General features: G+C 49.4%; 22 protein-coding genes. 3 read left to right on the plus strand and 19 right to left on the minus strand.

Going from position 1 to position 26580, the window contains the following annotated elements; translation table 11 throughout:
• Positions 1-21: 21 nt before the first annotated feature.
• Both ylqF and GOC95_RS00540 read right to left on the minus strand, forming a co-directional pair.
• Positions 22-957, minus strand: coding sequence for a ribosome biogenesis GTPase YlqF (gene ylqF, locus GOC95_RS00535; RefSeq protein WP_275354966.1), 936 nt, complete (start codon positions 955-957; stop codon positions 22-24).
• A 162-nt stretch (positions 958-1119) separates the two neighbouring features.
• Positions 1120-2118 (minus strand): DUF481 domain-containing protein, encoded by a 999-nt coding sequence (locus tag GOC95_RS00540; RefSeq protein ID WP_275354967.1) that lies wholly within the window; start codon positions 2116-2118, stop codon positions 1120-1122.
• A gap of 360 nt (positions 2119-2478) precedes the next feature.
• Here GOC95_RS00540 and GOC95_RS00545 point away from each other — a divergent pair, with 360 nt between their 5' ends.
• Complete coding sequence (locus GOC95_RS00545) at positions 2479-3309, plus strand: SAM-dependent methyltransferase (RefSeq protein ID WP_275354968.1); 831 nt, start codon at positions 2479-2481, stop codon at positions 3307-3309.
• Between the two features lie 118 nt (positions 3310-3427).
• Here GOC95_RS00545 and GOC95_RS00550 read toward each other — a convergent pair whose 3' ends face one another.
• On the minus strand, positions 3428-4129 hold the full coding sequence (locus GOC95_RS00550; protein WP_194746891.1) for an OmpW family outer membrane protein: 702 nt from the start codon (positions 4127-4129) through the stop codon (positions 3428-3430).
• Between the two features lie 180 nt (positions 4130-4309).
• Positions 4310-4621 carry a hypothetical protein gene (locus GOC95_RS00555; protein WP_194746890.1) on the minus strand — a complete coding sequence of 104 codons (312 nt, stop codon included), beginning with the start codon at positions 4619-4621 and terminating at the stop codon, positions 4310-4312.
• Between the two features lie 242 nt (positions 4622-4863).
• On the opposite strand from GOC95_RS00555, the gene GOC95_RS00560 reads away from it, so the two are divergent.
• A complete protein-coding gene (locus tag GOC95_RS00560) occupies positions 4864-5919 on the plus strand; it encodes a M14 family metallopeptidase (RefSeq protein ID WP_275354972.1) in 1056 nt (351 codons plus the stop codon).
• Here GOC95_RS00560 and GOC95_RS00565 read toward each other — a convergent pair.
• From GOC95_RS00565 to GOC95_RS00630, 14 genes are all read right to left on the minus strand, one after another.
• The gene (locus tag GOC95_RS00565; protein ID WP_275354974.1) at positions 5916-7211 is read right to left on the minus strand and encodes a DUF3526 domain-containing protein; all 1296 of its coding nucleotides are present in this window, start codon (positions 7209-7211) and stop codon (positions 5916-5918) included. The two genes, GOC95_RS00560 and GOC95_RS00565, sit on opposite strands and share 4 nt — an antisense overlap.
• Positions 7208-8614 (minus strand): DUF3526 domain-containing protein, encoded by a 1407-nt coding sequence (locus GOC95_RS00570; RefSeq protein ID WP_275354975.1) that lies wholly within the window; start codon positions 8612-8614, stop codon positions 7208-7210. Before GOC95_RS00570 ends, GOC95_RS00565 begins: the two co-directional genes overlap by 4 nt.
• A complete protein-coding gene (locus GOC95_RS00575; RefSeq protein ID WP_275354977.1) occupies positions 8611-9321 on the minus strand; it encodes an ABC transporter ATP-binding protein in 711 nt (236 codons plus the stop codon). The genes GOC95_RS00570 and GOC95_RS00575 overlap by 4 nt, the downstream gene beginning before the upstream one ends.
• A complete protein-coding gene (locus GOC95_RS00580; protein ID WP_275354979.1) occupies positions 9318-11375 on the minus strand; it encodes a TonB-dependent receptor in 2058 nt (685 codons plus the stop codon). The genes GOC95_RS00575 and GOC95_RS00580 overlap by 4 nt, the downstream gene beginning before the upstream one ends.
• Positions 11376-11695: 320 nt before the next feature.
• Positions 11696-13810, minus strand: coding sequence for a TonB-dependent receptor (locus GOC95_RS00585; protein ID WP_275354981.1), 2115 nt, complete (start codon positions 13808-13810; stop codon positions 11696-11698).
• A 64-nt stretch (positions 13811-13874) separates the two neighbouring features.
• Positions 13875-14219: a hypothetical protein gene (locus GOC95_RS00590; RefSeq protein ID WP_275354983.1), complete on the minus strand. Its 345-nt coding sequence runs from the start codon at positions 14217-14219 to the stop codon at positions 13875-13877.
• A gap of 101 nt (positions 14220-14320) precedes the next feature.
• Entirely contained in the window at positions 14321-15025 is a 705-nt protein-coding gene (locus GOC95_RS00595) for a DUF1826 domain-containing protein (RefSeq protein ID WP_275354985.1), read from the minus strand.
• Between the two features lies 1 nt (position 15026).
• The gene (gene zigA / locus GOC95_RS00600; RefSeq protein ID WP_275354987.1) at positions 15027-16289 is read right to left on the minus strand and encodes a zinc metallochaperone GTPase ZigA; all 1263 of its coding nucleotides are present in this window, start codon (positions 16287-16289) and stop codon (positions 15027-15029) included.
• Positions 16277-17257: a GTP-binding protein gene (locus tag GOC95_RS00605; RefSeq protein WP_275354989.1), complete on the minus strand. Its 981-nt coding sequence runs from the start codon at positions 17255-17257 to the stop codon at positions 16277-16279. Before GOC95_RS00605 ends, zigA begins: the two co-directional genes overlap by 13 nt.
• Complete coding sequence (locus GOC95_RS00610) at positions 17254-18045, minus strand: ZIP family metal transporter (RefSeq protein WP_275354991.1); 792 nt, start codon at positions 18043-18045, stop codon at positions 17254-17256. The genes GOC95_RS00605 and GOC95_RS00610 overlap by 4 nt, the downstream gene beginning before the upstream one ends.
• Before the next feature lie 200 nt (positions 18046-18245).
• Complete coding sequence (locus GOC95_RS00615) at positions 18246-19355, minus strand: aminomethyltransferase family protein (RefSeq protein ID WP_275354993.1); 1110 nt, start codon at positions 19353-19355, stop codon at positions 18246-18248.
• A 207-nt stretch (positions 19356-19562) separates the two neighbouring features.
• Entirely contained in the window at positions 19563-21251 is a 1689-nt protein-coding gene (locus GOC95_RS00620; RefSeq protein WP_275356366.1) for an APC family permease, read from the minus strand.
• A gap of 348 nt (positions 21252-21599) precedes the next feature.
• The gene (gene narL / locus GOC95_RS00625) at positions 21600-22238 is read right to left on the minus strand and encodes a two-component system response regulator NarL (RefSeq protein WP_275356367.1); all 639 of its coding nucleotides are present in this window, start codon (positions 22236-22238) and stop codon (positions 21600-21602) included.
• 17 nt (positions 22239-22255) lie between these two features.
• Complete coding sequence (locus tag GOC95_RS00630; RefSeq protein WP_275354994.1) at positions 22256-24100, minus strand: histidine kinase; 1845 nt, start codon at positions 24098-24100, stop codon at positions 22256-22258.
• A 41-nt stretch (positions 24101-24141) separates the two neighbouring features.
• Between GOC95_RS00630 and GOC95_RS00635 the strand changes: the two genes are divergently transcribed.
• On the plus strand, positions 24142-25521 hold the full coding sequence (locus tag GOC95_RS00635; protein ID WP_275354996.1) for a PAS domain-containing protein: 1380 nt from the start codon (positions 24142-24144) through the stop codon (positions 25519-25521).
• A 15-nt stretch (positions 25522-25536) separates the two neighbouring features.
• On the opposite strand, the gene GOC95_RS00640 is transcribed toward GOC95_RS00635, so the two are convergent.
• Positions 25537-26574, minus strand: a complete 1038-nt coding sequence (locus GOC95_RS00640) for a DUF3445 domain-containing protein (protein WP_275354997.1) — start codon at positions 26572-26574, stop codon at positions 25537-25539.
• Positions 26575-26580 lie beyond the last annotated feature (6 nt).

The raw sequence follows: 26580 nt of genomic DNA on the forward strand, positions 1-26580 counted from the left end.
CTCCTGCCGTTGACGCAGACTTTACGCTTGGCCTGATTCAGAGGCGGGTATTTCTTCCTGAACCGGACTACTTTGTTGCTCAGCCGCTTGTGCCAGCATTTCGGCTCGGCTTTGCGGGGACTCCAAGCTGACACGGCCAATGGCGCCACTTCGATAGTCTGTGAGCAAGGCCATGGCTGTGCGCTCCATATCCCACTCTCCATCATTGCGTTTGTAGCTTCTGCGTTTGGCAATGGCTTGCAACAAATCAATGCCATCTATTTCAGCCACATTGAGCTTCATCACGTCCAGCTTGTAGCGTGTATTCATGAGCGCTGGATATTGCTTCAACAACACATTGCCCAAAAACTCAGCCACATCCTCATCAATCACGGCATTGCGGCCAATCGCATGGCTGGCGGCCAGCATATACCCATCTGAGGCGTGTTCGATTTTGGGCCACATCATGCCCGGCGTATCCGTGATGTTGAGGCTGTCACTTAAGTCAAAGCGTTGCTGGCTTTTGGTCACGGCCGGTTCATCGCCGACCTTGGCTGCACGCCGGTTGAGCAGGGCATTCATCAAGGTGGATTTGCCGACGTTGGGAATCCCCATGATCATCATGCGCAAGGGTTTCAGCGGCGTGCCGCGATGCGGGGCCAGTTGGCGGCATAGACCTGGGATTTTTTTTGCATCACCGGGCTTTTTGCAGGAGAGGGCAACCGCTTTCGTATTGGGCTGGCTGTTAAAGTAATTCAACCAGGCTTGCGTCACATTCGGATCAGCCAGATCGGCTTTGTTGAGGATTTTGAGGTTAGGGCGCTGGCGGAAATTACGCATTTCCTCAATCATGGGGTTGTGGCTGGCGGCGGGTACGCGGGCGTCCAGTACTTCAATGACGACATCAATGTGTTCCAGTGTCTCTTCTGCTTTTTTGCGGGCAGAAGTCATGTGCCCCGGAAACCATTGTATCGCCATATTTTTGCTCCATGCTTAACTCAAAAAATACGGGTTCAATGTCTTTGCCGTACCCGGTTGTGTGAGGGAACTCTATGCCGTTATCAGCTGCGCACCTCACCATCAAGCGCGTATTTTAACATTTAAGCGGCCAGCCACTAAATACGATTGTCTTTTTAGCGATTACTTCCAGCTGTAACCCAGCGTAAACAGCGCACGCGTATCGCCTTTACGCCGTTCATCGACAGGGCGGCTGTCATAGTTATAGTCGACTTGTGTAGAGGCACTCAAGCCGAAAATAAACGGAAAACGCAAGCCGGTGGAGCTGTAAAGCAGGATTTGTGACGGCGAGTTCGGCGTGTAAGTGACTTCATGCCGGTGGAATGCTTGCACAAATGAATCAAACAGGTATTGGTTATAGTTGACCGCCCAACGCAAGGCCGCATGATTCTCGTTACTTTCCTCGTAATAATCCTGGGTGATGTATGACAGACCACCTTCCAGTGAAAGATTGCGTTTTTCGCTTTCAAAAAACTGGTAACCCGTACCCACACTGTAGGTGCTGCGCAAGCGAATGTCGCGGAAGCGGTCTTTTTCCTGAATCGTGTTTAAGTAGCCATACCATTTTTTGGTAAAAAAGTGATCGTACTGACCACGGACTCGCCCATTATTCTGAGTCTGGCGATCTTTATCTGCAGCCCAATAGTAGTAGCCCTGTACGGTATAGCGCGTATCAAAGCCGCGCAAAATCGACTCGCCATTAAACTGCATGTTGCGGTTTTTACTGTTACCGTTGTTAAAGGCACCACCCAGGCTCATGTTCCCGGTCCAGACATAGCCTTCGCCAATCAGATCCAGGGTCGGATTGATGTAATGAATTTCGCCGAGTTCAGTGTCCACCAGCCGTGTATTCGTTTCCTCATCCAGAATGACCTGCCCCTCAGTACTGTGTATCAAACGTCCGGTAACGATACTGCCATCTGATAGCTGCATCAGGATAGACTTTTCCGCATCAATGCTGTGGATGTCATCCCAGTTGATTTTAATCTCGTCTGCATAGCTGGTTTTAAAGGTGAGCTTGTTTGAGATTTTGACGCCTAGCGTCCCGGTGATTTTGTCCCCGTTTTTGAGCCATACCGTATCTGCTTGCGCCAGATGCGTCGTTAGCAGGAGCAGTAACAAGGCCCATTGCAACCATCGCCACGGTTTTGATGGCGCGGTGTAGGATAGATATCGGCGTGCCTGAAGCATGGATTGTTGCGGCATAGGTACTACTCCCTGATTCGATTGAACAACAGCGCTGCGTGGCAGCGGATTGAATGCAGCGGTTGCGCTGCAAAGGCGGGTGTTTTTTATAAAACTGACCACCCTGTCTCTTACATGATTCCAAAACCAGCCTGAGAGTTCCCGCTAAAATGGGACTCAAAGACTTTAGCAGACGCACTTAGGCACATGCCGTTCATCTCATGCTATTAAACTCACGTGCCGTCAAACAATTGTGCTGTTAAACTGGCGTATTAGCATTTTAAAGTAGTCCGCAACATGGTCCAAACATTATTGCCCCCCGAGGTCAGGCCTGGCCAATCCTTGCCCTTATTGCAGGCCTTACATATCCTCACCCGCGACGGTAAGCTCAATCAGGATAGCCGCCGCAAACTTAAGCAGGTCTATCATCTGGTCAATTTTATCGAACCGCTGATGCAGGCGGTGATGGAAAAACAACCTTCGCCCGTCTTGGTTGATCACGGCGCCGGCAAATCTTACCTGGGCTTTATTTTGTATGACTTGTTGCTGAAACAACATCAGGCAGGCCAGGTGATTGGCATTGAGAGCCGCGGTGAATTGATTGAAAAGTCGCGCCAACTGGCGCAAGCATGCGACTTTAGCCGCATGCAGTTTGAGCATTTGACAGTAGCAGAAGCCATGCAGTCCGCGCAACTGCCAGAACAGGTTGATATTGTGACGGCCTTGCATGCCTGCAACACCGCCACCGATGATGCGATTGCATTTGGCTTGCAAAAGCAGGCACAGTTTATGGTGTTGGTGCCTTGTTGTCAGGCGGAGGTGGCTGAAGTGCTACGGCAACATAAAGCTGAGGCCTTATCAAAAACCTTTTTAAGTGAGTTGTGGCGTCATCCTATCCATACGCGTGAGTTTGGCAGCCAGGTGACCAATGTGCTGCGCTGCCTTGCGCTGGAAGCGCATGGCTATCAGGTGACCGTGACCGAGCTGGTAGGCTGGGAGCATTCTATGAAAAATGAACTGATCATTGCCAAGTATACCGGCCAGCGTAAACGCAGCGCGCGTGAGCGCGGCTTGCAATTGCTGGAGCAGTTACATTTGTCTGGCCTTGCGCCAAGGTTTCACTTTTAGCATTTGTTTTTAGGCTACGCTCAGTCAGGCGCAGATAAAAAAACCTCTGACACTGGGAGAGTATCAGAGGTGAATGGAGCTAATGCTTTGCCCCAGGGAAGAGACGTTATGCGCCTAACTAGAAGCGCTTGCCGAAACCCAGGCTGATCACCCATGGATCGATATCCAGGTCATCAATTTTTGTCCAGGCGTTGCCATTGAGCGGGTTTTGCATTTTTACGGTGGTATTCATCCAGATGTATTTCACATCCGCGTTCAGCAACCAGCCATCCTTGAGATTAACATCCAGACCAGCCTGCAAGGCAGGACCAAAACTGTCACGGTCAATTTTGATTTTTTGACCTGCTAATGGGCCTTGACGCAGGTCGAGGCGGCGGTCCAGCATAAAGGTTGCGTTAATCCCGGCGCCGACATAGGGGTCAAAGGTTTGGTCGGGGTTAAAGTGCCATTGTGCGGTTAAGGTTGGTGGTAAAGCATCAATGCTACCCAGTAATTGATTGGTGACGGTAGTGCCTGAGTCTTTGGTGATGCTGACATCGTGCTTGGAGCCCAGCGCCAGAATCAGTTCTGTCGCAATGTTTTTGGTCCAGTAGTAGCTAATGTCCAGCTCAGGAATAGTATTGCTGTCCGCTTTTAATTCTGCACCGCTAGACATCGCGCCTGCCGCAATATTTTTGTTTACATATTTGCCCAGATCGCTACTTTCGTTCGGGCTGATATTGGTGGCGCGCAGGCGGATAACCCAGTCGCCTTGTTCTGCCTGAACATTGAGGGCTGGCAATAAAGCAGCCAACATTAAACTGATTGCGGTTTTTTTCATTGTGATCACTCCATTAGTGCATTGAACTTGAATGCATTGTAGGTCGGCAAGTCAGGCCGTATATTGATGCAGGTCAACTGGATTGAATTTGCCTAAAACGCCGTGCAAACAGCAAAGCGCACGCATGGAGTAATAAAAAAACCAGTCCTCAGACTGGTTTTGGGTGGCTGGATTGTTGGATCAGTAGTCGTTGCGTTGTTTCCAGGCTTCATCCAGTGCTTTGGACTTTTGTTCAAAGATGGCTTTTTTGGCATCGAGGTCTTTTTCAATCTGGGCTTTTTCCGCCTGATATTGTTTAAGCGTTTCTTGTGCTTGCGTCAGCACGGCTTGCTGGCGTTGAATTTTTTGCTCGATATCGCTGAGTTTGCTCATGGCGTCGCCTACGGCATCGCGGGCACTGGCGGCTTCAGATTGTTCGACGCTGATATTGCGCGCAAAAACTGGTTCGCTGAAGGTCAAGATCAAAAGAGCGGTGAGGGTCAGTATACGCATGCGGGACTCCATTAAAAAAGCGGTATAACAACAAGCCATGAATTAAAAAGCAGATCATAGGCGTTTAAATCATGTGCATCAATCTTTTAGTAAGGCATGTAAGCGATTAGTTTCTTTAGTTCATCCGTTTAGCCATTCGATGGCTCGCTCAATCATCGCCGTTGGCGAGCGCACTGCTGGTTTAACGCTTTACATATACACCTTATTCCGCAACAATGTTGCATATCATTGAGGAGGAAAAAATGCGTTTCTGCTGGCTTTGCATGCTGTTGTTGTCTTGGGGAAGTTTGCATGCAAGGGAGGCCTTTGATTTGGCGGGCAAGCAGATTGCGTCAGGCACGCTCTCTTCGTGGATGATGGCCGTGTCGTCAACGGCAATTCCGGTGACGGTGATTCATGGGCAAACTTCAGGACCGGTATTGACCCTGACAGCAGGTATCCATGGCGATGAATTTCCTTCGATACTGGCCTTGCAGCAGTTGCGCAAGCAGATACAGCCTGAACACTTGAAAGGGACCTTGATTCTGATTCATCTGGCGAATCTTGAAGGTTTTCATGCACGTCGCATTGCGCTGAGTCCGGTCGATGAGAAAAACCTGAACCGGGTGTTTCCTGGTAGCGCACAGGGCACCCTGACTGAGCAGATCGCCGATTTTTTAACGGCTCAAGTCATCAGCAAAACGGATTACCTGATTGACATCCATTCTGGCAGTGCCAACCAGCATTTATGGCCACATGTGTATTCCCCTGTGTTGCACGTGCCAGCGCTTGATGCCAGAACACAGCATTTTGCTGATCTTTTAGGATTGCCAGACATTGTGCTCTATGACGGCAGGCCCAATGATCCTGATCATTCCATCTCATATCCGAATACGGCACAGACCAGGGGCAAGCCTGCATTGACGCTGGAAGTCGGCCAGTTTGCTCAGCGCGATGCCGCTTTTGTGGCCATGATCACGCAAGCTTGTGCACAGGCCATGAGTGGCTTGGGCATGATAGATGCGCCTGAAACGATAGATGTCAGCACGCAACACACGACAAAGGTAGCCTCGCCAATTCATTATTACAGCAAAATGGTTGAGCTACGCAGCCAGCAAACCGGCTTGTTTACGGCCAAATCCAGCATAGGCGATTGGGTGACAGCAGGGCAGGTCCTAGGTGAAGTGACGGATTATTTTGGCGAGAAGATTGAAACTTTGCGTGCGCCTGTGGCCGGGCGCATCCTGATTCAAAATGCCACGCCACCGATACGCGCGGGCGAAGTCACATTATCTATTGGTGTGGTGAAGGCCCCTTAGCTGTTGCCATCAGGATGCGGACCTTGCGCGCACGGCTCGTTTGCGTCAAAGACTGGCATGGATTCAATCTCTTTGCGATGTAGTGCCCGCTCATCAAACAAAAAAGGGTAGATGGCTTCACGCAGGCGGGTGTGAAACTTCTCTATCCGCTGTCTGTGTACTAGCAAATGGCTAATATCGCTGCATGCGACCGCTTCCAGTTGTGTTTGTGCCCAGACCGTGGGTAACCACCGCCCCATCTTTGTTGCGGCATCCGCCCTCATTTGTAAGGTTCGTGTCCGGGCAGCCACTTGTGCTTGCAAGTGGACGTCGCCCATATGCTGAAAGGCAAAGTACCATTTCCAGTGAAAGCGGCCTGTGACGGGCGGAGTATCTTTCCATTGCGGATACAAGGCATAGAAGGGTTTCAGCGTATCCTCTTTTGGTAAATCCCAGGCGCCATGTACCAATTGCCGATGCTGCATGGCAAGCTGGCTACCGTCTTGCAAGGGATAACGGGCGTGCAGCCATAGCTGGCAAAGATTCGGTAAGACCACGCATAACATGACCCAAATGCTGCTCAGCAACATGGCATTGAAGTTGGCGTTGAGCGCTCGTTTGCGCAGGCTGACAGCACTACACAATACAGACCATAAAAACGTATATAAGGCTGTAATTGTTAAAACCTGTAACAGGGGTGACAAGGAAAGCGAGTGCATCCCGGCAAACAGTAATAACGGGAGTACGAAGACAAGCGTGACAAGCACCCAGCGGGATAACACTCGTTTAAACCAGAAATAACCAGGTTCTTTTACCAGGCTTTGCAAAAACAGTAAACGTTGTGCCTGTTGCTCGCTGGCTTTCAGGTCATGCATCAGGGCGATACAGAGCAAGGGCGCAAAAAATACCAGCAAAAAAGCATAGTCAAAGGTACCCAGCATCACATATTCAGGGTGATGCGACTCACCATCATAAAGCTGGCTTTGCAAGCCGAGTAAACGTATCCGTTGCACGTACGGCACCACCAGCCGGTTGCCCAGGGCAATAAAGCTCCATTCGCCAGGGCGGTAATAGACGTTGTGGAACAGGTAATAGCCCACCTCTCCTGCCTCAAGTGCCCCGTCATGACTGTTGTGCTGGATAAAGTCCTGCTTGCGCAGGGACTCTTCCTGTTGCGCATGCTGGATCTGGGACTGGATATGACGGATATTTTGCCAGCCGTTTAACAAGCTAAAACTAACCAGTACCAGGCTGAGCAAAAGCAATAGGGTCAGGCTGCGTTGCTTGAGCAGCAGAGTGAATTCATGTTTCATAGTCGGTGCGAAACCCTAACAAGCAAGGAGCCAGGCAATAACAGCCAGCCAATCAACACCAGAAAGGCAGCTGTCAGACTGGCGTGGCTGACTGCCATCGGTGGCAGATTCACCGGGGGACGGGGCGCGTTCTTCCAAAAGTCGGCAGAAACACGCGTGTTCTTATCGTCATGCTGGTCCACTTTGTAAGTGTGGATCTGGTTCAGATATTGGATTAATTGATACCGCCGGGCTTCAGACTGCCGGATAAACGCCTGGTGGTGCGGCAGGTCATTGCCGCTAGCCGCCATCTGTATATATTGCAGCGCCAATGCCGGTGTGAGCCATAACCAGTGCCGGATACTTTCATTCTGTTTTGCCAGGTGTGCGTCATGCAATGCCTGTTGTTCGCGGTAGACGGCCGTGGTCAGGCGCTCGCCTTCCTGCATCAGCAGTCCCTGGTAGTTTACTGGCAGGTCTTCGATCCGGCTTACCTGGTATTTGTTGAGTATGCTCTGTTTAAAGGCCTGAAAATGCGGATCGTCAGGGTTATGGCTGTCGCCTATGCTTTGCAGCTTGCTTTCCGCATGGTATTCAGCCTCTGCGCGAGGCTGTGTTGGATAGGCGATCTGGGCCAGATTCGCCAGCCCGCGCGGAAAAATGATGCAGACACAGACCCAGCACAGCAATAACGTCAGCAAGGCACTATGCAGTTGCCGGCTGTACCAGGACACGGTGACGACCAGCAGGCACCAGCCGGCAATGTAAAGCGCTTGGGCCAGCAACATGAGCGCCAGCCTGGCCAATAACTGATCGCTCTGCCAGCTCCATGCCAGCGTCAACAGTGCTTGCAGGCACAAAAGGAGCAGCAATGGTAAAAACAATGCCAGCCATTTTCCGGCGGCAATCACCCAGCCAGGGGTGCCATTGCCGCGCATGAAAGCCAGGATGCCGGTGATTTTATCGGCAGTGACGGTGGCATAGGCAATCATGATCAAAAACAGTGGCATCCACCATTGCACGATCATGGCTGGTGTAATTAATGAAAAGCGGCCCAGCGTAGTGGCTTCAGTCGCCGGGTTGAAGTTGGCACTGTTCAGACGATGTGCTTCCAGATACACCAGATGGCCAGACTGGTCGAGGATGCCGGGCTCGATCACACTGAGCGGATGGACCGGCTTGGCGACGAAATCGCCAAAATGCGAGACCCGGTGCGGATGACGGTCGGGTTGCGATTGCCAGTCATGCTGGCTGCGCGCTGTCACCTTAGCCACAGTCTGTGCATGATCTTGCCAGTGGTGATGGGCGGCAAGGGCGGCAATGCCCCATAATGTCACCAGCACTATCATTAACAATGCCGGAACCCGCGCATGCCATAACCTGCGCCATTCATTGCAGGCGATTTTCCAGATCAATGCGCTCATGCCTGCCCCTGATACAGTTTTTTCAGGCTATCCAGTGTCAGTGCTGACTGGTCCAGCATTACCGGTTGCAACTGCCCATTGGTCAGCATCAGCAAGCGGTCAGAAAAACCAATGGCGGACAACACATCATGCGTGACCACCAGCACGCCCATGCCACTTTCTTTGCATTGCACAATCAGCTGGTTTAAGTCTTCGGTAGCCTGTGGATCCAGCCCTGAATTAGGTTCATCGAGCAACAGCAGTGTGGCCTGTTTGGCAAGTGCAAACGCCAGCATCACCTTTTGCTTCATGCCTTTGGAGTATTCGCTGCAAGGCCGGTGCCAGGCTGTTTCCGGCAAGCCGGCCATGGTCAGGCAGCTGTTAATATCCTTTTCTTCACCTATATTGGCCAGGCTTAAAAAGTAACGGATATTTGCTATCGTAGAGAGATGTCCATACACGGCAGGTTGCTCCGGCACATAGGCAAGGTGCGATAGCGCCCGCTGGCGGTCCTGCGCGATATCAATACCGGCAATCAGGATATTGCCTGTTTGTTCGGCCGTGTCATGTAAGCCTAAAATACTTTTCAGCAGCGTTGATTTACCGGCGCCATTGCTGCCCAGCACAGAGACGACTTCACCTGCCTCTAAGTTGAGCTCAAGCTGATTTAGAATTTTCCGCTTGGAAAACCCCAGGCTTAGCTGTTGAATCGATAGCAATGCAGTCATAAAAAATCCACCGTTGCTGTGAGCATAAAGTTACGGCCAGTACCTGGGGCGAAGTTAAGCTGGTTGGTCGCACCTGTGGATGAAAAGTCATACACATACTCATAGTAGCGATCAAAAATATTATTGGCTAACAAGCTGACGCGTCCCCAGCTGGTTTTATAGTCAATATTGGCATTGGTCAGCGTATAGCCGCCGTATTTTCCGCCCTGATTACTCTCATTGACGTAGTAGTCGCCTTGGCTATCCACGTGAACACGTGCAATCCAGTTTGCATTTGGCGCATATTGCAGACCCAGCGAGGCGGTGTAAGAGGGGATACTGCGGACCGAGTTATCCTTGAATTGCGGATGTAATGCATCCGGTTTCACGATAATGGCCTCTACCCGTGACACATTGCCCCAAAAGTGCCATTGCTCGTCTAACGCATAGTCAAAACTGGCATCTATCCCTTGCCTGCGGGTGGAGCCGATGAGTTGGTTAATGTTGTCAATATTAATAAATTCGTTTTCAGCTTTTTGTTGCCAATAAGAAAGACGCGTATTCAAATCAGGATGCCACTGGCTCTTGATTCCTAATTCCCAGCCATCGTTGATCGCAACCTTTACGTTGGTCGGGCCATTGGTACTATAGAGATTAAGGTTAACGCCAGTGGGTGTTTGAAAGCTGCGTCCGGCATTTACAAATAAAGTTTGCTGCGCATTCAGGTTGGCAAAGAAGTTGAATTTGGGTTGTACGATGGTCTGGTTATCCAGCATGCGTGTCCTGAGCGTATTCCCATTAATCACAAACTGGTTTCTAGGGTCGCTGTTCAAATAATCCACCCGATAGGCCAGGTTCCAGCGTAACCAGTCCAGCGGCGTGTTTTCAAATTTGGCGTAAATGCCTTGTGCGGTGAAGTCGTATTGGGCATTGCGCCGGATAGTGGTCAAGCGTTGACGGAATTCATCGACATGCTGGCGTTCAATATCGTAGCCGGTTTCAAAAGCCCAGCTGGGATTGATTTTCCAGTTTAACTTGCTCACAAAGCCAATCGAGGTCTCGTCTTCCAAGCGATGTTCCAGGCCTGGTGATCCAAAAAAACGTACATTGCGTTCACGACCAAAGTTCTGCCAATAAGCTTTCAGGCTTAAATCAAGGTCGTTATTAAAAAAGTAATCGTAATGCAGGCTTAAATGCTTGAATTCTTTTTCACCGCTATCGTTGAGTGCATTGGGAGCCACGCCTCTGCGGTCATCACGCGCTTGTTCTTTAGACATAAAACCCGGTGCTTCAGGCGAATTGTATTTGCCATACTTGGCGCTCAATGCCAGGCTGGACTGCTCGAAATCCAGCTGCCAACGGCCAGATAAGGCAATTTTTTCATTTTCGGTATGGGCGCGGAAGCCATTGCCTTTGCGATAACCAATCCCATAGTTTTGGGTGAAATCGCCTTGTTTTTCACCATAGTAGCCTTGCATTTCGCGGGTTTGAAAGCTGCCATAACCAAATTGCAATTGCTTGCCGACGTCTTTGCGGGTTTCTACCTTGTAGTTGCCTGCGGTGGCAAACAGGCCGGTCGAAGCGTCGCTGGTGCCTTTAAATACTTGGGCACTCTGAATGTTGGTGGGGAACAGGTAATCCAGCTCACTGAGACCTGAGAACAAATTGGACGGAATGCCATCCACAAGCACTTTGGCATTCGGTGTTTCGCCATTGCCACTAAAACCGCGGATAGACACTTCGGTATTGACAATGCCCTGACTAAAGCGTGACAGCACCACGCCTGGTGTTTTGCTAAACAATTCCAGGGTATCGGTGACGTGTTCGTACTCGAGTTCTTGACGCGTAATGACATCTACTGAGCCAGCCAGGCCTTTATCAGTGGCTGAGACTTGCTCTTTTTTGCCAAGCACCACGACGCTATCCAGCTCGATACTGCTGACCGGTGCTTCATTTTTCTTGGCTTTACTGCTTTGTTTGGAGGGGTCCAGTTCTACCGAGTCTTCAGCATAAACCGTTACCGCCGGGAACAGCATGACTGCCAGCAGGCTGGCAATCGTTTTTGGGTACATCATGATTTATCTTCCCTGTAAGTCTGCGTATTCATCAATCTGGTTCAGTGTGTTCTCTTTGTGCCTCATCTCACACGGTGGCTGAGGCAATATGTTTTATTTTTATTGGGCTAAAGCTGTTAAATAAGAATGATTGTAAAGTGATCTATGCGACTTCTCCTTAAAAAAACAATGTCTGGTGTAGAAAAAACACACAGCAGCCTCGTTGTGTGCGCTTGTTGTGATGGACTGTCACTTTTTTGATCCTTCAATCGGGGAATGGACCGCCGATCAAACGATGATCAGAGATCCTTGGTCCATCACATGATTAGCGTTGCAGCAGATTAAAAGTATTTATTCAGACCAATAAACACCCCTCTGCGTGGCCCAAATTGTGGCGCATCAATGCCAATGCCAGAGCCATCCCGTAATTCATACTTTTTATCAAACAGGTTGATGATGGCCAGCCTGGTTTCCAGCTTGCCTAGGGTGCCTGCGTTGATCATGGTGCTGGCCCCCAGATTGACCTGCGTGTAGGCGGGCATGTGTTCGGTATTGGCGAAGCCACGGCGCAGGCCACTGCCAAAGAACGCATCGGCACTGAGTTGATAGCCTTGCCATAAGTAACCGACGCCGGCGGACGCGGTGTAGCGCTGGTCATGGTCGGTATGCACCCAATGATTGGCGGTGTAGTCCAGCTCATCTTGCTCAAAGTTATATTGTGCAGAGACGACTTTCTTTGCCAGGCTCATCGAGCGTGAGAGGTTGGCATAGGCAGAGAAGGCTTCGTCTTTATAGCTCGCGGTCAATTCAAAGCCATAAATTCTGCCTTTGTCATAGTTAAAAGGCGTGTAGACCAAGGCTTCACCAAAGCGACCCTCATCAATCAGGTCCTGGACAATTTTGTAGTAGCTGTCGAAGCCCACGGTGAGTTTGGGCGTTAACTGGTGACTGACGCCGACGTCAAAATAATGTGAGCGCTCGGGTTTGACTGCGCCATTGAGGTCACTGGACGCAGCATTGGTGGTATTGCTGAATAAGGCCAGTGTTTTAGTGCCGACCAACTCCGTCGGAGGCGGTGTAAAGTATCTTGAGTAGGCAGCATGGAAGGTGGTTTCAGGCGTGGCATTCCATACCAGGCCCAGGCGTGGGCTGAGTTGGCCGCCGCTGACATAGGCATTCATTTTGTCGGCTCGCACGCCATAGTTCATCACCAGGCTGTTGTTGATTTTCCATTCGTCCTGCAAGTAAAGCGCCAGCAAGGTGTTACCGTTTTTGTGATTGTTATCAACAATGGTGGCCTGGGTGTTGGTCGTCGTGCCGCCCGAGGTCAGGAACACATTAGCGGTATTGTCGCTGGTGATATCTTCGGTGCTGGTAAACATCCCCATGCGGATGGTGTGGCTATCGCCCCAGTGATAGCTGCCATCGGCTTGCACGCCATTACTCATGCTGTCTCTAAACACGCGCGAGGCCACGCCATTAAAGGCTAAGCTCCCCGTGATATCCGGCGTATAAGTGGTGCTGGTATAGCGTGTGAACAGCGAAACCTGGTAATCGAAATCAGGGCCAATGGAGCTCTGCACGGCCAGTATGCCGTACTGGTTACGCTCGTTCTGGTGATCTCTCAGGCTGGAGGAGTTATAGCCAGACAAGCCTAAGGCAGAGAGATAGTCGCTGTTGGCCGCCTGCGCCGGGTTATTGGGGATTTGAAAATTACCATAGTAGGAGCCCAGCATCGCCACAATTTGCGTTTCTGGATTCAGCAAGTACGACATGTAGGCGAAGCCTTTGGTTTGCTGGGTATTATCATGAATCGGGTTGTAGCTATCGGTGGTATTTTCGATGCCGCGATTATTGGAGAGATAAGAACCCGTGACATAGTAACTGAAGTCACCCGTGGAATTGTGCATTTGAATACTGGGGTTGACGGTGTCGCTGGTGCCACCATAAAAGCCAACATTGCCGCCCGGTTTGAAGTTTTTCTTGGTCTCAATCTCAATTACCCCGGCCGTTCTGTAGCCATACTGCGCAGGCAAAGCGCCGGTGAGCAGATTGATTTTATCGGCAAAGCGCGTATCCAGAATCTGACCAAAACCATTGATACCCTCCGGCAGAATCACGCCGTTAATCCGGTATTGGATATTGCCATGATCGCCACGGATATGCAGTTGCCCATAAGAGTCATTAGCGACGCCAGGGGCGCGTAACAAAATCTGGTTAAAGCTGTTGTTTTCACCACCTGGAATGTTGCTGATATCTTTCTGGTCAAAGCGGTATACGCTGCCGCCCGTGGCGGGTGACAGGCTATTACGGATTTTGCTGAACCGTTCTGCCGTCACTTGCACGCTATCGAGCTCGAGTGCGCTTTCATCCACCGGTTCTGCCAGTACAGAGATTGCAGGGTAGCTGGCAAACAGGCCGCCCACCGCTACAGAAATGATGCGTTTGATCTTCATAAAGTTGTCCTCTTGGCCTCATGCTGAGGCCTTTTTCGTCTGGTTGTGTTGGGGTTATCAGGACTCAAACGAAAAGAGGTGGTGCGCGCGCAGCGTAGCGGCGATAGGACGGTTTGGTATGTAAAACGGTATGGCTGGTTTGGGCTGATGTGACGAGGTCTGGTGCATGTAGCAGTAGCGGACGCCCTGGCAGCAGTGTGTCAGGGAGATTGTCCAGGCACAGGCATTCTTCACACAGATTGTCCTGGCTGGTTTTGTCATGCTTGAGGGTGTGATTAATCTCTTCAGACAGGTGAGAGATGGCGTGCGCAATCGCATGCTGCTGCGCAAATACAAAAAACAGCAAGACTGCCAGCAGGGCGCCTAGCAGCCATTGATTGAGTCGGGTCCGTATGTAGTGATTTAGCATGCAGTCTGGCGATTAAAAAACCTGCGATGAGCGCGTCCGCTATCTAGCCATGTTCTGATGACACACTCATGAATCGGGCAAGTTATTTTCATCACAGCGCGTTAATCCCTGATGGCATCCAGCGCGAGTACGACGCGTGTCTGCCCCTCTGGCACCACAGGCGAACGATGAATGGCGCCGCCTACGGTGTTCCCTTGCCACTGACTGCCTTTGAGCAATACGATATCAAAGGCGTCTGCCTGTCTGATGCCACGCGCATCGAGTACCACGCCTGCACGCTGTTGGTTATTGAGTCCAGGCGGGTTTAAGTGACTGCGGTGCTTTAAATAACTGCGGTCGGCAAATGCTTCCTCCAGCCATTCGGTGCCTGGCCCCATGTAGGTACACAGCAGCCGAATTCCGGTATGGTCAACATGAAATTGCGGGCACATGGCTTTTTGCAATACTTCCAGCCGCAGGCCCACGGTCTGGCAATCCAGCAGCTCGGCAAACACCGTCACCAATTGTGCCAGCTCTTGAATAAACGCTTCGCGGCCCGGCTGTGCAGGCAACGGCAAAGCACGCAACTGTGGCGCAAGTGCGGGCTGCAATGAAATCACGTTGCGCAGTCCAGGCACCAAGCTGCGCGCTGCCAGCTGCAGGTAGTCGCTGATTGCAGTTTGCGCCTCCCGGCGTACGAGACAGACTTGCTGCTCGGGCTCAAAGATCGGCAGCATTTGCAGTGGGTTAAAGGTCAAGGGCTCGCTTGCTGGTGTCAGCGTAGGTGCAAGTGAAGCAGTTTGAGGGGAGCTGGCAACCGACAACATGCTAGACACTTTCCAATATCTGCATATCGTTGTTGGTTTCAACGGTTTCTTCTACCGCCCAGCGGGGAAATGGGTCGTCAAACTTGCGCCAGGCGTCCATGCCCAATGCCAGCTCGCTTTCTGTGAGCAGGCAGGCATCAAATTTTGCCGTTAGCGCCGCTTTATCCATCTCCATGCCAATAATGACTAACTCTTGTTGACGATCACCATAAGGCGCTTGCATGCGTGAACGGATATGTTGCAGGCTGTCTGTATCCTGCGGCCAATACTTGGCCGGCGTTGCCGCCCACCAGATGCCCGCCAGTTCGGTGCGCGTCACCGCACCCGCTTGCGACCACATGGCACAAAACTCGGGACGCGAGGCGATCCAGTAGCGGCCTTTGGAGCGGATCACGCCTGGCCATTCGCTATTCAGCCATTGCCACAAGCGTTGCGGATGAAACGGGGTGCGTGAACGGTAAACAAAGCTAGAAATACCGTATTCCTCGGTTTCTGGCACATGTTCGCCACGCAGCTCCTGCAACCAGCCAGGCGCTTCTGCGGCCTGGTCAAAGTCAAACAGGCCGGTGTGCATGATGCGGTCCAGTGGCACCTTGCCAAAGCTGCTGTGCAGGATGTCTGCACGCGGGTTAAGTGTTTTGAGAATGCCTTCCAGCCGGGCGATTTCCTCCAGCGTCATCAAATCGGTTTTGTTCAACACCAGCAAGTCGCAAAATTCAATCTGGTCTACCAGCAGGTCAACCACGGTGCGTTCATCTTCCTCGCCCAGAGACTCACCTCTGTCGGTCAGACTTTCTTGCGAGCTATAGTCCTTGAGAAAGTTGTAGCCATCCACCACCGTGACCATGGTATCGAGTTGTGCCACATCGGCTAGGGATACGCCTTCCTCATCGGCAAAGGTGAAGGTTTCAGCAATCGGCAAGGGCTCTGAGATACCGGTAGTTTCAATCAGCAGGTAATCAAAACGGTTTTCCTTGGCCAGGCGGGTGATCTCGACCAGCAGGTCTTCTCGCAAGGTGCAGCAGATGCAGCCATTGCTCATTTCCACCAGTTTTTCTTCCTGACGTGATAGCTCGGCCCCGCCGTCGCGTACCAGCTGGGCATCGATATTGACTTCAGACATGTCGTTGACGATCACCGCGACACGCTTGCCTTCGCGGTTATTGAGTACATGATTCAACAGCGTGGTTTTCCCCGCGCCCAAAAAGCCGGAGAGTACGGTGACAGGGAGTTTTTTGAGGTGAGACGCGCTTAAACCAGACATAAATTGAGTCCTTGCATAAAAAATTCTTTAGGGAGGTCGGTACCGATGAATACCAGCGTAGACACTTTGCGTTCATCAGGCTGCCATTGCGTGGTATGGTCACCACTCATGAGCATGTGTACGCCTTGAAAAACAATGCGTTGTGGATCGTTGTAGGCATGCACAATGCCTTTGTAACGCAGTAGCTGCGGGCCGTAATCATGGATGATGGTTTCGAGAAAGATTTCCAGTTTTTGCAGATCAAACGGCCGCTCGCTACTAAACACAAACGAAGTGACGTCGTCGTCATGCGCATGACTCACATCACGCAAAAAGTCTGGTTCGATTTCGAGGATGGCATCCAGTGAAAAACCATCAATATCCAGAATCTGCCTGAGGTCGGTTTGGCCAAAGTGCACGCTGTGAATGGTGGCCCTGGAGTTAATGTTGCGCAGCCTTGCCGAGAGGGCGGTCACTGCTTCTGGTGTGACCAGATCCGTTTTTGACATCAGAATACGGTCAGCAAACCCGACTTGTTCTTGTGCCTCGTGGTGCGCATCCAGTTGTTGCATGGCATGCACCGCATCCACCACCGTGATAATGGCATCCAGGTGATAATTGGCATAAATGTCATCTTCAACAAAAAAAGTTTGTGCGACCGGTGCCGGGTCGGCCAGGCCCGTGGTTTCGATCATCACGCGGTCAAAGCTAATTTCCTGTGCTGCACGTTTTTGCGCCAGATCGCCCAGAATACGCACCAGGTCGCCACGCACGGTGCAGCATATGCAACCGTTATTCATCTCCACGATTTGCTCGTCACCCTGAATCAACAGCTCGCCGTCTATGCCGGTCTCGCCAAACTCATTTTCAATCACGGCAATGCGCTGGCCATGTCGCTCTTGCAGAATGCGGTTAAGCAGGGTGGTTTTACCTGCCCCTAAAAAGCCGGTCAAAATCGTGACGGGTATTCTAGGTGTGGCTTGCGTCATGCGGTTCCCCAAAGTGTAATGATCTGTTGCTGAATAAACGGTGAAATCCAGGCCACGCCGAGACCACAAGCAATCAACAGGCATTGCACCAGTAAATCCTCTGGGCGGTATTGCGTTTGCAGCGTTGGCACTAAGTCTGCCAGGGCGATGTAGATAAAGCTGGCGGCGGCCAGTAACAAGGCGTACGGAATCAGCGGGACAATATGCGTAAAACTCAACCAGCCAACCAAACCACCGACAATCATGGCTGAACCCGAAAGCATATTAAGCAGGAGCGCACTGCGTTTACTCAAGCCAGCATTGATCAACACCATAAAATCTGAAATCTCTTGCGGAATCTCATGCGCGACAATCGCAAACGCTGTCACCCAGCCCAACTTGATATCTGTCAGAAAACTGGCTGCCAGCAAGATGCCATCGACAAAATTATGGATACCATCGCCTAACAGAATAATGGCCACTTGGCCGCCGGACTGCTGTTCTACCGCTTGAGTAGCAACAGGTGCAGCATCCGCATGATGGAAATGCCGCCATAATGCCAGCTTCTCCATAATGAAAAATAACAACATCCCGGCTACCAGCATCCAGCCCGCGTTGGTCAGGTTGATGCCTTGATTCAAGGCTTCCGGTAATAAATCAGTAAAAGCAAACCCGAGCAATATACCCACGGCAAATGCCACCATGCGTCGCGCATGATTGGCGAACAGGGTATTAGATAACCAGCCAGCGATCAGTACCGAAACCACACCACCTGCGGTACAAGCCAGCATTAAACTGGGGAATAACATGCTTGAACTTTAAAATGCAATTTTGTTGCATTTTAAAGGGTGAGGGATTTAATTGCAACAATGTTGCAATTCTGTGTGTAAAAAAAGCAGGCATCCCATTCATAGGCGCCTGCTACTTACGCAATACGTATTTTTACGATCTCATCATCGTTAGATGCGCATGCAACATCGCCAGCCTGATATTGCATGCACTATCGTCATCAAGCGTGCGTTCTTAGTCTCATGGGATCATAAAAAGGGGTAGGGGCCACATAGGCGGACACTTTTTGATGGCTGCACACCACTTCAACAGCCGTTCCAATCGCTGTGTATTCTGGCTTTAAATGCACCATGGCTAAAGACTGCATTAAATAATTGCTAAAGGAGGCGCTGGTGACGACACCGATCTCTACCCCATCTTTGACTATTTTTGCGCCTGCCTCAACACTCGTTGATGATTTGCAGATTAAACCAGCTTGTTTCACCCGCTCTTTGCCTTTGGACGCCAATACAGCCGCTTTGCCGATGTAGTCTCCCTTTTTATCCAGGTCCACCCCCCAGCCCATGTTGATCTCCCATGGCGTGGTATCACCTTCAGGCATTTCGAATGGAAAAAACAAGAGCGCTGCTTCAATGCGCGTTAACTCTAGTGAGTTCCAGGAGGCTGGAATCGCGCCCAAAGGCTTGCCAACCTCTAAAATCTTATCCCATATTTCAATGGCATCTTGCCCTTTACAATAGACTTCGTATCCACGCTCCCCTGAATAGCCGCCACGTGCAATGACGACATTTTTACCAAATAGGCTGGTGCGCTTGTGCTTAAAATAATCCAAGCTTGCCAGGTCAAAGTCGATGACATGCGGCGCTAATATCGCTAAGGACCTAGGGCCTTGTAAAGATAAAATATGCGCATCAAGATCGGGCGCGATGGTCACGTCTTTGCCAGCCGAGAGCATTTTTAAGTTTTCCGGTGTTTTGCCTGAGCCGTGGGAGAGCCGAAAGCTGTTTGTACTGTCTCTGATAATCATGATGTCATCACAAATTGCACCGGATTCATCCGTTTCTGCAGCCAGGACACTGTGGCCGGGTTCGAGTTTGGTGATGTCCTTAGCCACCAGCCTATCAAGGACCTTTTCTGCATCTGGGCCATCCACATTGATGATGTTTAAGCCAGACACGTCGTATAAGCCGGCACGACTCCTCACCGCGACCACTTCATCATGGACATCCGTGTGATAGCTCCAAGGAATAGGCATATCATTCCATGTGTCGCCATCTAAATTTGACCCTAATTCCCGGTGTCGAATATTGAGTATTGAGTTTCTAGACATGATGACTTTTCTCCCATTAAATTGATGATTCCGAATACTATAAAATTAAAGATTTGTTCAACACTCTCTTTAGGATGTACTACTTAAGAAGTAAAGTTGTCTTCAAGTGACACCTTCAAAAAGTTGAGCTCACCCAGAGCAAGGATTAAAAAAGGGTGAGCAATCAAACTTGCTCACCCTTGGTTAGGCCACGCGTTCCAATTTGAACTAAATGCTATGCAGCCAGAAGACAATGAAGACGCCCACCAGCAACGCTATGTAAGGGAGCACGCCAGCGCGGTTCATGACGCCATCCTTTGCATTGTCTAGTTGCATATCTTCTAGCATGGCTGATGGAAATACACCTTTATCCTGGATGAAGTGTCTGTAAATAAAAACCGGCACAATCAAGGTTGCAAAAAACAGTCCGGCATTGAGGGTGCCTACCCCCCAGACGTCAGCGCCTAATCCCATCAATCCCAGGTTAACAAAACCGAGCAACGCGCCTAAAAGCAGTAGGATAGTAGGTGCTTTGTATGGGCGGTCCCAGTTCGGTCTGTCCATGCGGTGTATCCAGCCGGAATTCAGATTGAGGAAGTTAAAAATGATGTAACCAACATTGGATGCAGCCAATACAAACACATAGTCTGACATCAGCAATAACAGCAGGTTGAAACACAAATCTGTCCACATCGCTTTGGTAGGCGCGCCATGCTCATTGACTTGAGACAAGTATTTGGGCAGCCAGCCATCGACAGAGGCTTGATAAAGCGTACGAGAAGAACCGGCCATGGAGGTCATGATCGAGAGCAAAAGCGCCAAAACCAGCATGATTACCAATACTGTCACAATCATCTTGGAGCCGCCCAACATACTCGACAACACTCCGGCAACGCCCATGCCACTGTAAATGTCTGGTGCCAACATCCCATCGTATACCGCGCCAGTCGTTACGTTACCTGCGGCATCTGTCACCGCTGGCGTCACCAAATGGCCTAAGCCTAAATGCGCCTGAAAAGCGATGGGCACTAGTGTGTACACCGCAATACACAGCAGACCTGAGTAGAAAATGGCCTTAAAAGTATCTGTTTTAGGGTTCTTGAATTCTCGTGTGTAACAGACGGCGGTTTCAAAGGCATACGTTGACCAGGCAGCAATAAACAAGCCAGCCGCCATTAATTTCCAGCCTTCAATATTCCAAATACCATCAATCACATTCCCGGCTGTGTCATAACTTAAAGGCGCCAAGGGAAAGAAATTCGCCATAGGCATGTCGCCGGTGAGGATAGGCACCAAGCCTATCAGCATGAGTGGAATTAAAGCGGTGACACCCAGGATCATGGTTGCTTTGGCAGAACGTAAAATACCACCGTGCTGTATCGAAAACACTGTGAGTAAAACGGCAGCCCCGAGAATAAACGTTGCGTTAATTCTTAAGCTTAAGCCAGCTTTAATGCTACTCAAATCCATGAGAGTAATTTGCCAGGTGTTGATGGCGGCATCTGGGGAAAATAAGGCACTCAAAATGTAGCCTGCAGCCAATCCAGAACCGATAGCCAATACTGGAGACCATGCGAACCAGTTACACCACACTGACACTGGCGCGATAAACTTGCTATATCTTACCCATGCAACCGCGCCATATACCGAAGCACCGCCAGACTTATGTGGAAACAAGCCTGCAATTTCTGCATACGTAAATGCTTGAATAAAACCAAATGTGATAGAAATGGCCCATACCAACCAAGCTGGTTTGCCTACCGTTGCCGAAATGGCGCCCATAGAAAACAATACAAGCGCTGGCACGCCACTAGCAACCCAAAAGGCACCTTGCCAACCAATCTTGCGATGCAGCGTGTGTTTGCTTTCAGCACCACCTGCGAAGCCGGCTTGAGATATATCAATCGAAGAATTTATACTCACCTTATTTTCCCTTCCCTAAAAGCCTTCTTTTTTTCACCTATCTACTGATTTCAAGAAAGGCTAATAAGAAGATCAACGTTCAATGACAATCAGATATCAACTGCACATGGGATTAAGTCAATACATCCACAATGGAATCTATTTTGATGATTTGCAGCTGTTTACTAAATTCTCACTACGGATTACTCCTTAAGGGGTAGCTGGTGAAGATTTCAAAGGAGCGTTGGAAGGGGAGCGTTAGAACGTGTTGATAGGTGCGTATGCGTAACTTTGCGCCTACGCACGATGTGAAAGACCTTTTTGCCGAGCGTTAAAAAGGCACGAGGTCTGCGCTAGTAGACCTTATTTTTGATTGTGTGCCCAGACTGCGGCTTCTAAGCGGCTACTTAGTTTAAGTTTGCTCAGTAAATGTTTGATATGCACTTTCACGGTGGTGTCGCTAATGCCAAGTTTGCGGGCAATGGTTTTGTTATTGAGCCCGTCACTGAGACATTGCAATATTTCTCTTTCACGCTCAGTGAGCGAAGCCTGCTCATCTTTACGTTGAGGTTTCGGCTCTAACAGGGCTGTTCTAAGCACTTCAGTGAGTGTGTCTTGAATAATCGTCATGCCATTAGCGACTTTTTTTAAGTTGGCACAGAGGTCTTCTGGCTCCATGTCTTTTAACAAGTAGCCATCAGCACCTGCGCGCAAGGCCTCTAATAAATCGTCTTCAGCATCTGACACCGTCAGCACCACATATTTGGCAGTGAGATCTAACGCTTTAAATTGGCGTAAGGTCTCTATGCCATTCATTCCTTTCATGTTGAGGTCTATCAACACAATGTCTGGTTTAAAGCCAATGGCAGTATCCAAACCCTCTTGCCCTGAGGCGGCTTCACCGATCATTTTGAATGCAGGGTCTGCATCTATGATTTGCCCAACCCCTTTGCGGAAGAGGGCATGATCATCGATCAAGAACACTTTGTATTGGGTCTGCATCATTTTTAAATGTCTTTCTATGATTGAGGCAACTGTGGCGTGAAAATCAAGCGCACTCGCGTGCCCCCTTGTTTGCGTCTGAGAACCGCAACATTTCCCCCCAGGCTTTCTGCCCGCTCTTGCATGATGCTCTGTCCATAATGGCCAGACGCTTCAGTGGCGGTGTAGCCAATACCATCATCATCAACGATGACAATGATGGTTCCACTGCTTTGAAAATTAAGTGAGATTTCCACTCTACTTGCGTTTGCATGGCGCACTACGTTGGAGAGTGCCTCACGCAATACATGTAAAATATGAAACTCTTCATTGACAGTCAAGCGACAGTTTATCAGACGATTATCCAGAGAAATGGATAGGTTGGAGCGTTGGCTAAACTCATCAATGGCAGTTTGAATTGCCGAGTTTAATCCCCGCACATCCATATGTACGCGGAAGGTTGCCAATAACTCGCGTAGCTCACGATAAGCCGTATTCAAGCCATCGCGCAATTCGTTGACAATGCCGCGAAATTCATTTGTCTCTAATTGGTTGTTGCTTGCACTTTGCAGCCGCGAAATTTGAATTTTCATGAACGACAATGATTGCGCCAAAGAGTCGTGCAATTCACGGGCAATGGCCGCACGCTCTTCTAACAATGCCAGACGCCGACCCTCTTGCTCCCGTCCTTGGAAACCCATCACCATAGAAAGTAAATGGGCCGTCAGTTCGATCAATTGCGTTTCTGTTTCATCAAACACATGCTCAAGATCCGCCTCGACTTGTAACACGCCCAATGCTCCCGTGGGAGTGACGAAGCCAACTGCAATGCATTGAAAGCCATTGCCATGTGGCGAATTGTCATTGCTACAGAATCTCACCAGATTGGTTGTGGTGAGCTCTTCTAAAATGGCGTCACTGAGTTTTTCTGGTTTGTGATTAGAAAATAAAACGCGCTCTGTTGAAATGCCCAAGTCATTTTCGGTAAAAATGAGAGAGACATTTAAAATGTTTAAGGCCTTTTCCAGCGAGAATAAACTTTTGCGTAAGACTGTTTCGCTTAATAAAGTGTTGTTGATAGATTCTACAAATTCATGCAGAAAGTCTTGTGATCTAATTAATCGACGCAGGCGTTCACTGCTATTTTGATTGAACCATTCGTTTTCTGCTTTAAACCCTTCTAGTCTTGCCGAGGTTTCGTAAACCAGGCGTTCAATTTTGACAAACTCATCTTCATCCTGCTCGCGCTGTTCATTTTGCGCGTCTTGGCCAGCAAAACTGACTAGCGTATCCAGACGATGAACCAGGAGCTTTCTCGCTCTAAACGCGATGGTGATCAAGCAACTGATGGCTAAATAAATGCTCAGCAGCTGCAGCAGTGAAATCACTGATTGCTTTGCCTCGACCTCTTGCAACAATAGCGCGACCAATTGCTCATAGCTTGAGATTAAGGTCTGAACCGTGAGTCGTTGCGAGGTGATGGACGCTTGTTGAAAGTGGCTGTCACTGATTTTTTCTCTTGCTTCTCTGAGTTTCTGCAACAGTTGATTGACTTGAGTGGCATCATGGTTGTTAATCTGTGCCACCATCTTGCCGAGATCAAAGCGTAAATGGGGATCGGCCTTAAGGATTGCTTCGGTCAATTTCTCGGGCGCTTCTCCGATGGCGGTGTCTGAAAAATGTTGCCAGAACATCTGCTCTTTGGTGATGTCTTGAATGACTTTTTGATTATTAGCAGTGTAGTCGAGCAAAAAGAGAGAGCCAGCCTGCATGAGTATCAAACTGGAAGTAATACAAAAAATTAATATGATAAGCTTTGCATACAATGTGTGTATTGTCAGATCTTTGATGCTTTTGATCAGGCTTGCAAATTGAATGCTCAAGGATGACTCCGGAATTGAAATTTCCCGCGAAAGGCGCTTAGATGAGTTTGTTTGTTTTTAGCACACTAATATTGAGTGTCATTTTTTTTATCGTCTTTAACGCATGGTGGGTATCTGGCGCCTCATTTAACACGCATTTATCTGCATTGATGATCGCTGCAACCACCGCATTGTCTTCATTGTTGTTGATTGCAATCTATCCCATCTTTCGTAAACATTATACGCGTCATCCCAAGCCATCGATGGATCATAGCGTGACTTGGGCTAACGATGTGTCTAGCAATCTTTCTACACCAGCCGCAGTCATTGATGGCTACATTGTTAAGTTTGCGAACAAAGCATTTCTGATGGAAATTGGCATGTTAAGCATGCAGGAGCAAGTGGTCGGGATGCCGTTGACCAATATTATTCATCCTGGCGACCATCAGCTGCTGGCTTCTCTATTTGCAAAGACAACGGCAACCCAAGATAAAAAAAATCACTTACGCATTCGTATGCTCTGCCTGGATGGCAGCATTTTACCGACACACGTCTCCATTTCACCCATACAAGAAGACAGTCGATCTGTGGTCAATTTACTCCAATTCTCTTCAAGCCTTTCACAAAAGATGGTGGAATCCAGTGAGCCTGAAAACTCAATACATGAGCAACTCATCAATCACATAGAACAAATTGTGTTTTATCTTAAAGTGAATCAAGAAATCATATACTTAAACCATTCTTGGGAATCAATGTTAGGTTACAAAGTACAAGAATGTCTCAATAAAACCTTACTTACTTTTGTGCATCCAGAAGATAAACCGTTGGCTGAGGCGAGAATCACTTCTCTCATTCAAGGAAAGCGCAATAAGACCGTTGTCGAGTTTCGTCTGATTGCCAGAAATGGCGATTCTCATTGGGTGGAGTTGCGTGCTAAAAACACCACCGCATACAAAGGCGAACGATCCAGCATCATCGGTACCCTGACCGATATCAGCCAAATGAAGCTCACGGAGTCTACCAAAAGAAGTCATCGTCATCTGCTTAATGCGCTCATCAACAATACCCCTGGCATGATTTATCGTTGTAAAAATGATAAAAACTGGAGTTTTGAATTTGTCAGTGAAGGCGCGGTTGATATTACCGGTTACGAGCCGTATGAAATGATAGGCAACCCCAACTTTTCCTATGCCCAGATTATTCATCCTGAGGACCGCAATATCGCCTGGGATCATGTGCAAGAGAAAATCAGGCATCAACAAAAATTCCAATTACTTTATCGTATTTATACGCGTTCTGGCGCGGTTAAATGGGTACTAGAGCAGGGTAAAGGGGTATTTTCAAGTGCTGGAGAGTTGTTAGCACTTGAAGGCTTCATTACCGACGTGGCTCAAGAGGATGGGTCGCAGGCCATACAGAGCTTACAAAAGTATTTCATGTGAAGAGGGTATCCAGCGTTATGGGTGCGTCCCTAATGCCACTTCTGTGCCATCATCTTTTTTAGACAGCCATTCCACCGTTAAATCTTTAAACTTGGTTAAGCCTTTGTACTCCACTAAATCCGGATGTAACGACTTCAGCACCCGATGAAAACGTTTTGCCCAGCGAGCGGAAGTGGTCAACTCATTCATATTGATTAAATAGCAGCGGATACTGAACAGTATGGCATTGCTGCGTGGCAATCTGAATAGGCTTTGCAACTCAACACGTAAATGTACCAGCTCGCCCACATTGTCGATGGTAACTTTATTACGGTCGCCGCCCCATAAGGGATAGTTTTCGGGCGACGTGTCTAGCCTTGGGTTAATCGTCATGGTCCAATTTAAACGCCGTACGGGTGCACCCAATTGCAAGGCCATGAGGAATTTTAAAGCACGGTCCATCACACCGAGTTTCGTCACTTGCGGGACAGGGCCGTGCCACTCATGCCACGCCATGCCCACATCAAAGGCCAACGACCAATCTGCTTGGCTGGTGATAAAGCCAGCATCGGCGTACAAGGTACCGTTGCGTTGATCCAATAGCACAAAGTCACCTTGCACCTGTCTCCCCATATACTCCATTGGATCCATGTCAAATGAGGTGCTATCGCCAAATGTAAACGTGTTTTTAATCCCAAGCGGTTTATTTTCCCAGGTCCACAATAGGCCGTCTTTTTTGAGCGAAAATAGCTCAGGATAGTCGTTCGATAAACTTTCCATCGTCAGCTCTAGAAAATCCCATTGCGCCTCCGCCATGTGAGGCAAGGCCTGGTACCTTCCCGCATCTAGCGCTAAGGTTTTGGCTTTATCCTCGCATTCAGCGACGTAGTGCTCATCAATATCAAAGGCAAATTCAGTCACAGCGCCAACTGGCCCCTTGGTGTGGGGCTCAATATTCACTGAATACATGTAGGTGTCTTCTGCAAACGGAAATGGAAACCGCTTAATGGCCTCGGGTGAGTTTTGGTAGGTATAGTCATCGCGAAAGGTTTCTTTTTTAAAAGCTAAGCTCATAGCGTT

The organism is Methylophilus sp. YYY-1, assembly GCF_029132825.1.
GTDB lineage: Bacteria > Pseudomonadota > Gammaproteobacteria > Burkholderiales > Methylophilaceae > Methylophilus > Methylophilus glucosoxydans.

Coding starts and splice junctions, on each gene's coding strand:
- GOC95_RS00590 (WP_275354983.1), bottom strand. CDS start 14,219: ATGCTAAATCACTACATACGGACCCGACTCAATCAATGGCTGCTAGGC.
- GOC95_RS00640 (WP_275354997.1), bottom strand. CDS start 26,574: ATGAGCTTAGCTTTTAAAAAAGAAACCTTTCGCGATGACTATACCTAC.
- GOC95_RS00585 (WP_275354981.1), bottom strand. CDS start 13,810: ATGAAGATCAAACGCATCATTTCTGTAGCGGTGGGCGGCCTGTTTGCC.
- ylqF (WP_275354966.1), bottom strand. CDS start 957: ATGGCGATACAATGGTTTCCGGGGCACATGACTTCTGCCCGCAAAAAA.
- GOC95_RS00545 (WP_275354968.1), top strand. CDS start 2,479: ATGGTCCAAACATTATTGCCCCCCGAGGTCAGGCCTGGCCAATCCTTG.
- GOC95_RS00550 (WP_194746891.1), bottom strand. CDS start 4,129: ATGAAAAAAACCGCAATCAGTTTAATGTTGGCTGCTTTATTGCCAGCC.
- GOC95_RS00595 (WP_275354985.1), bottom strand. CDS start 15,025: ATGTTGTCGGTTGCCAGCTCCCCTCAAACTGCTTCACTTGCACCTACG.
- GOC95_RS00575 (WP_275354977.1), bottom strand. CDS start 9,321: ATGACTGCATTGCTATCGATTCAACAGCTAAGCCTGGGGTTTTCCAAG.
- GOC95_RS00635 (WP_275354996.1), top strand. CDS start 24,142: ATGAGTTTGTTTGTTTTTAGCACACTAATATTGAGTGTCATTTTTTTT.
- zigA (WP_275354987.1), bottom strand. CDS start 16,289: ATGTCTGGTTTAAGCGCGTCTCACCTCAAAAAACTCCCTGTCACCGTA.
- GOC95_RS00580 (WP_275354979.1), bottom strand. CDS start 11,375: ATGATGTACCCAAAAACGATTGCCAGCCTGCTGGCAGTCATGCTGTTC.
- GOC95_RS00610 (WP_275354991.1), bottom strand. CDS start 18,045: ATGTTATTCCCCAGTTTAATGCTGGCTTGTACCGCAGGTGGTGTGGTT.
- GOC95_RS00570 (WP_275354975.1), bottom strand. CDS start 8,614: ATGAGCGCATTGATCTGGAAAATCGCCTGCAATGAATGGCGCAGGTTA.
- GOC95_RS00560 (WP_275354972.1), top strand. CDS start 4,864: ATGCGTTTCTGCTGGCTTTGCATGCTGTTGTTGTCTTGGGGAAGTTTG.
- GOC95_RS00605 (WP_275354989.1), bottom strand. CDS start 17,257: ATGACGCAAGCCACACCTAGAATACCCGTCACGATTTTGACCGGCTTT.
- GOC95_RS00615 (WP_275354993.1), bottom strand. CDS start 19,355: ATGTCTAGAAACTCAATACTCAATATTCGACACCGGGAATTAGGGTCA.
- GOC95_RS00555 (WP_194746890.1), bottom strand. CDS start 4,621: ATGCGTATACTGACCCTCACCGCTCTTTTGATCTTGACCTTCAGCGAA.
- narL (WP_275356367.1), bottom strand. CDS start 22,238: ATGCAGACCCAATACAAAGTGTTCTTGATCGATGATCATGCCCTCTTC.
- GOC95_RS00565 (WP_275354974.1), bottom strand. CDS start 7,211: ATGAAACATGAATTCACTCTGCTGCTCAAGCAACGCAGCCTGACCCTA.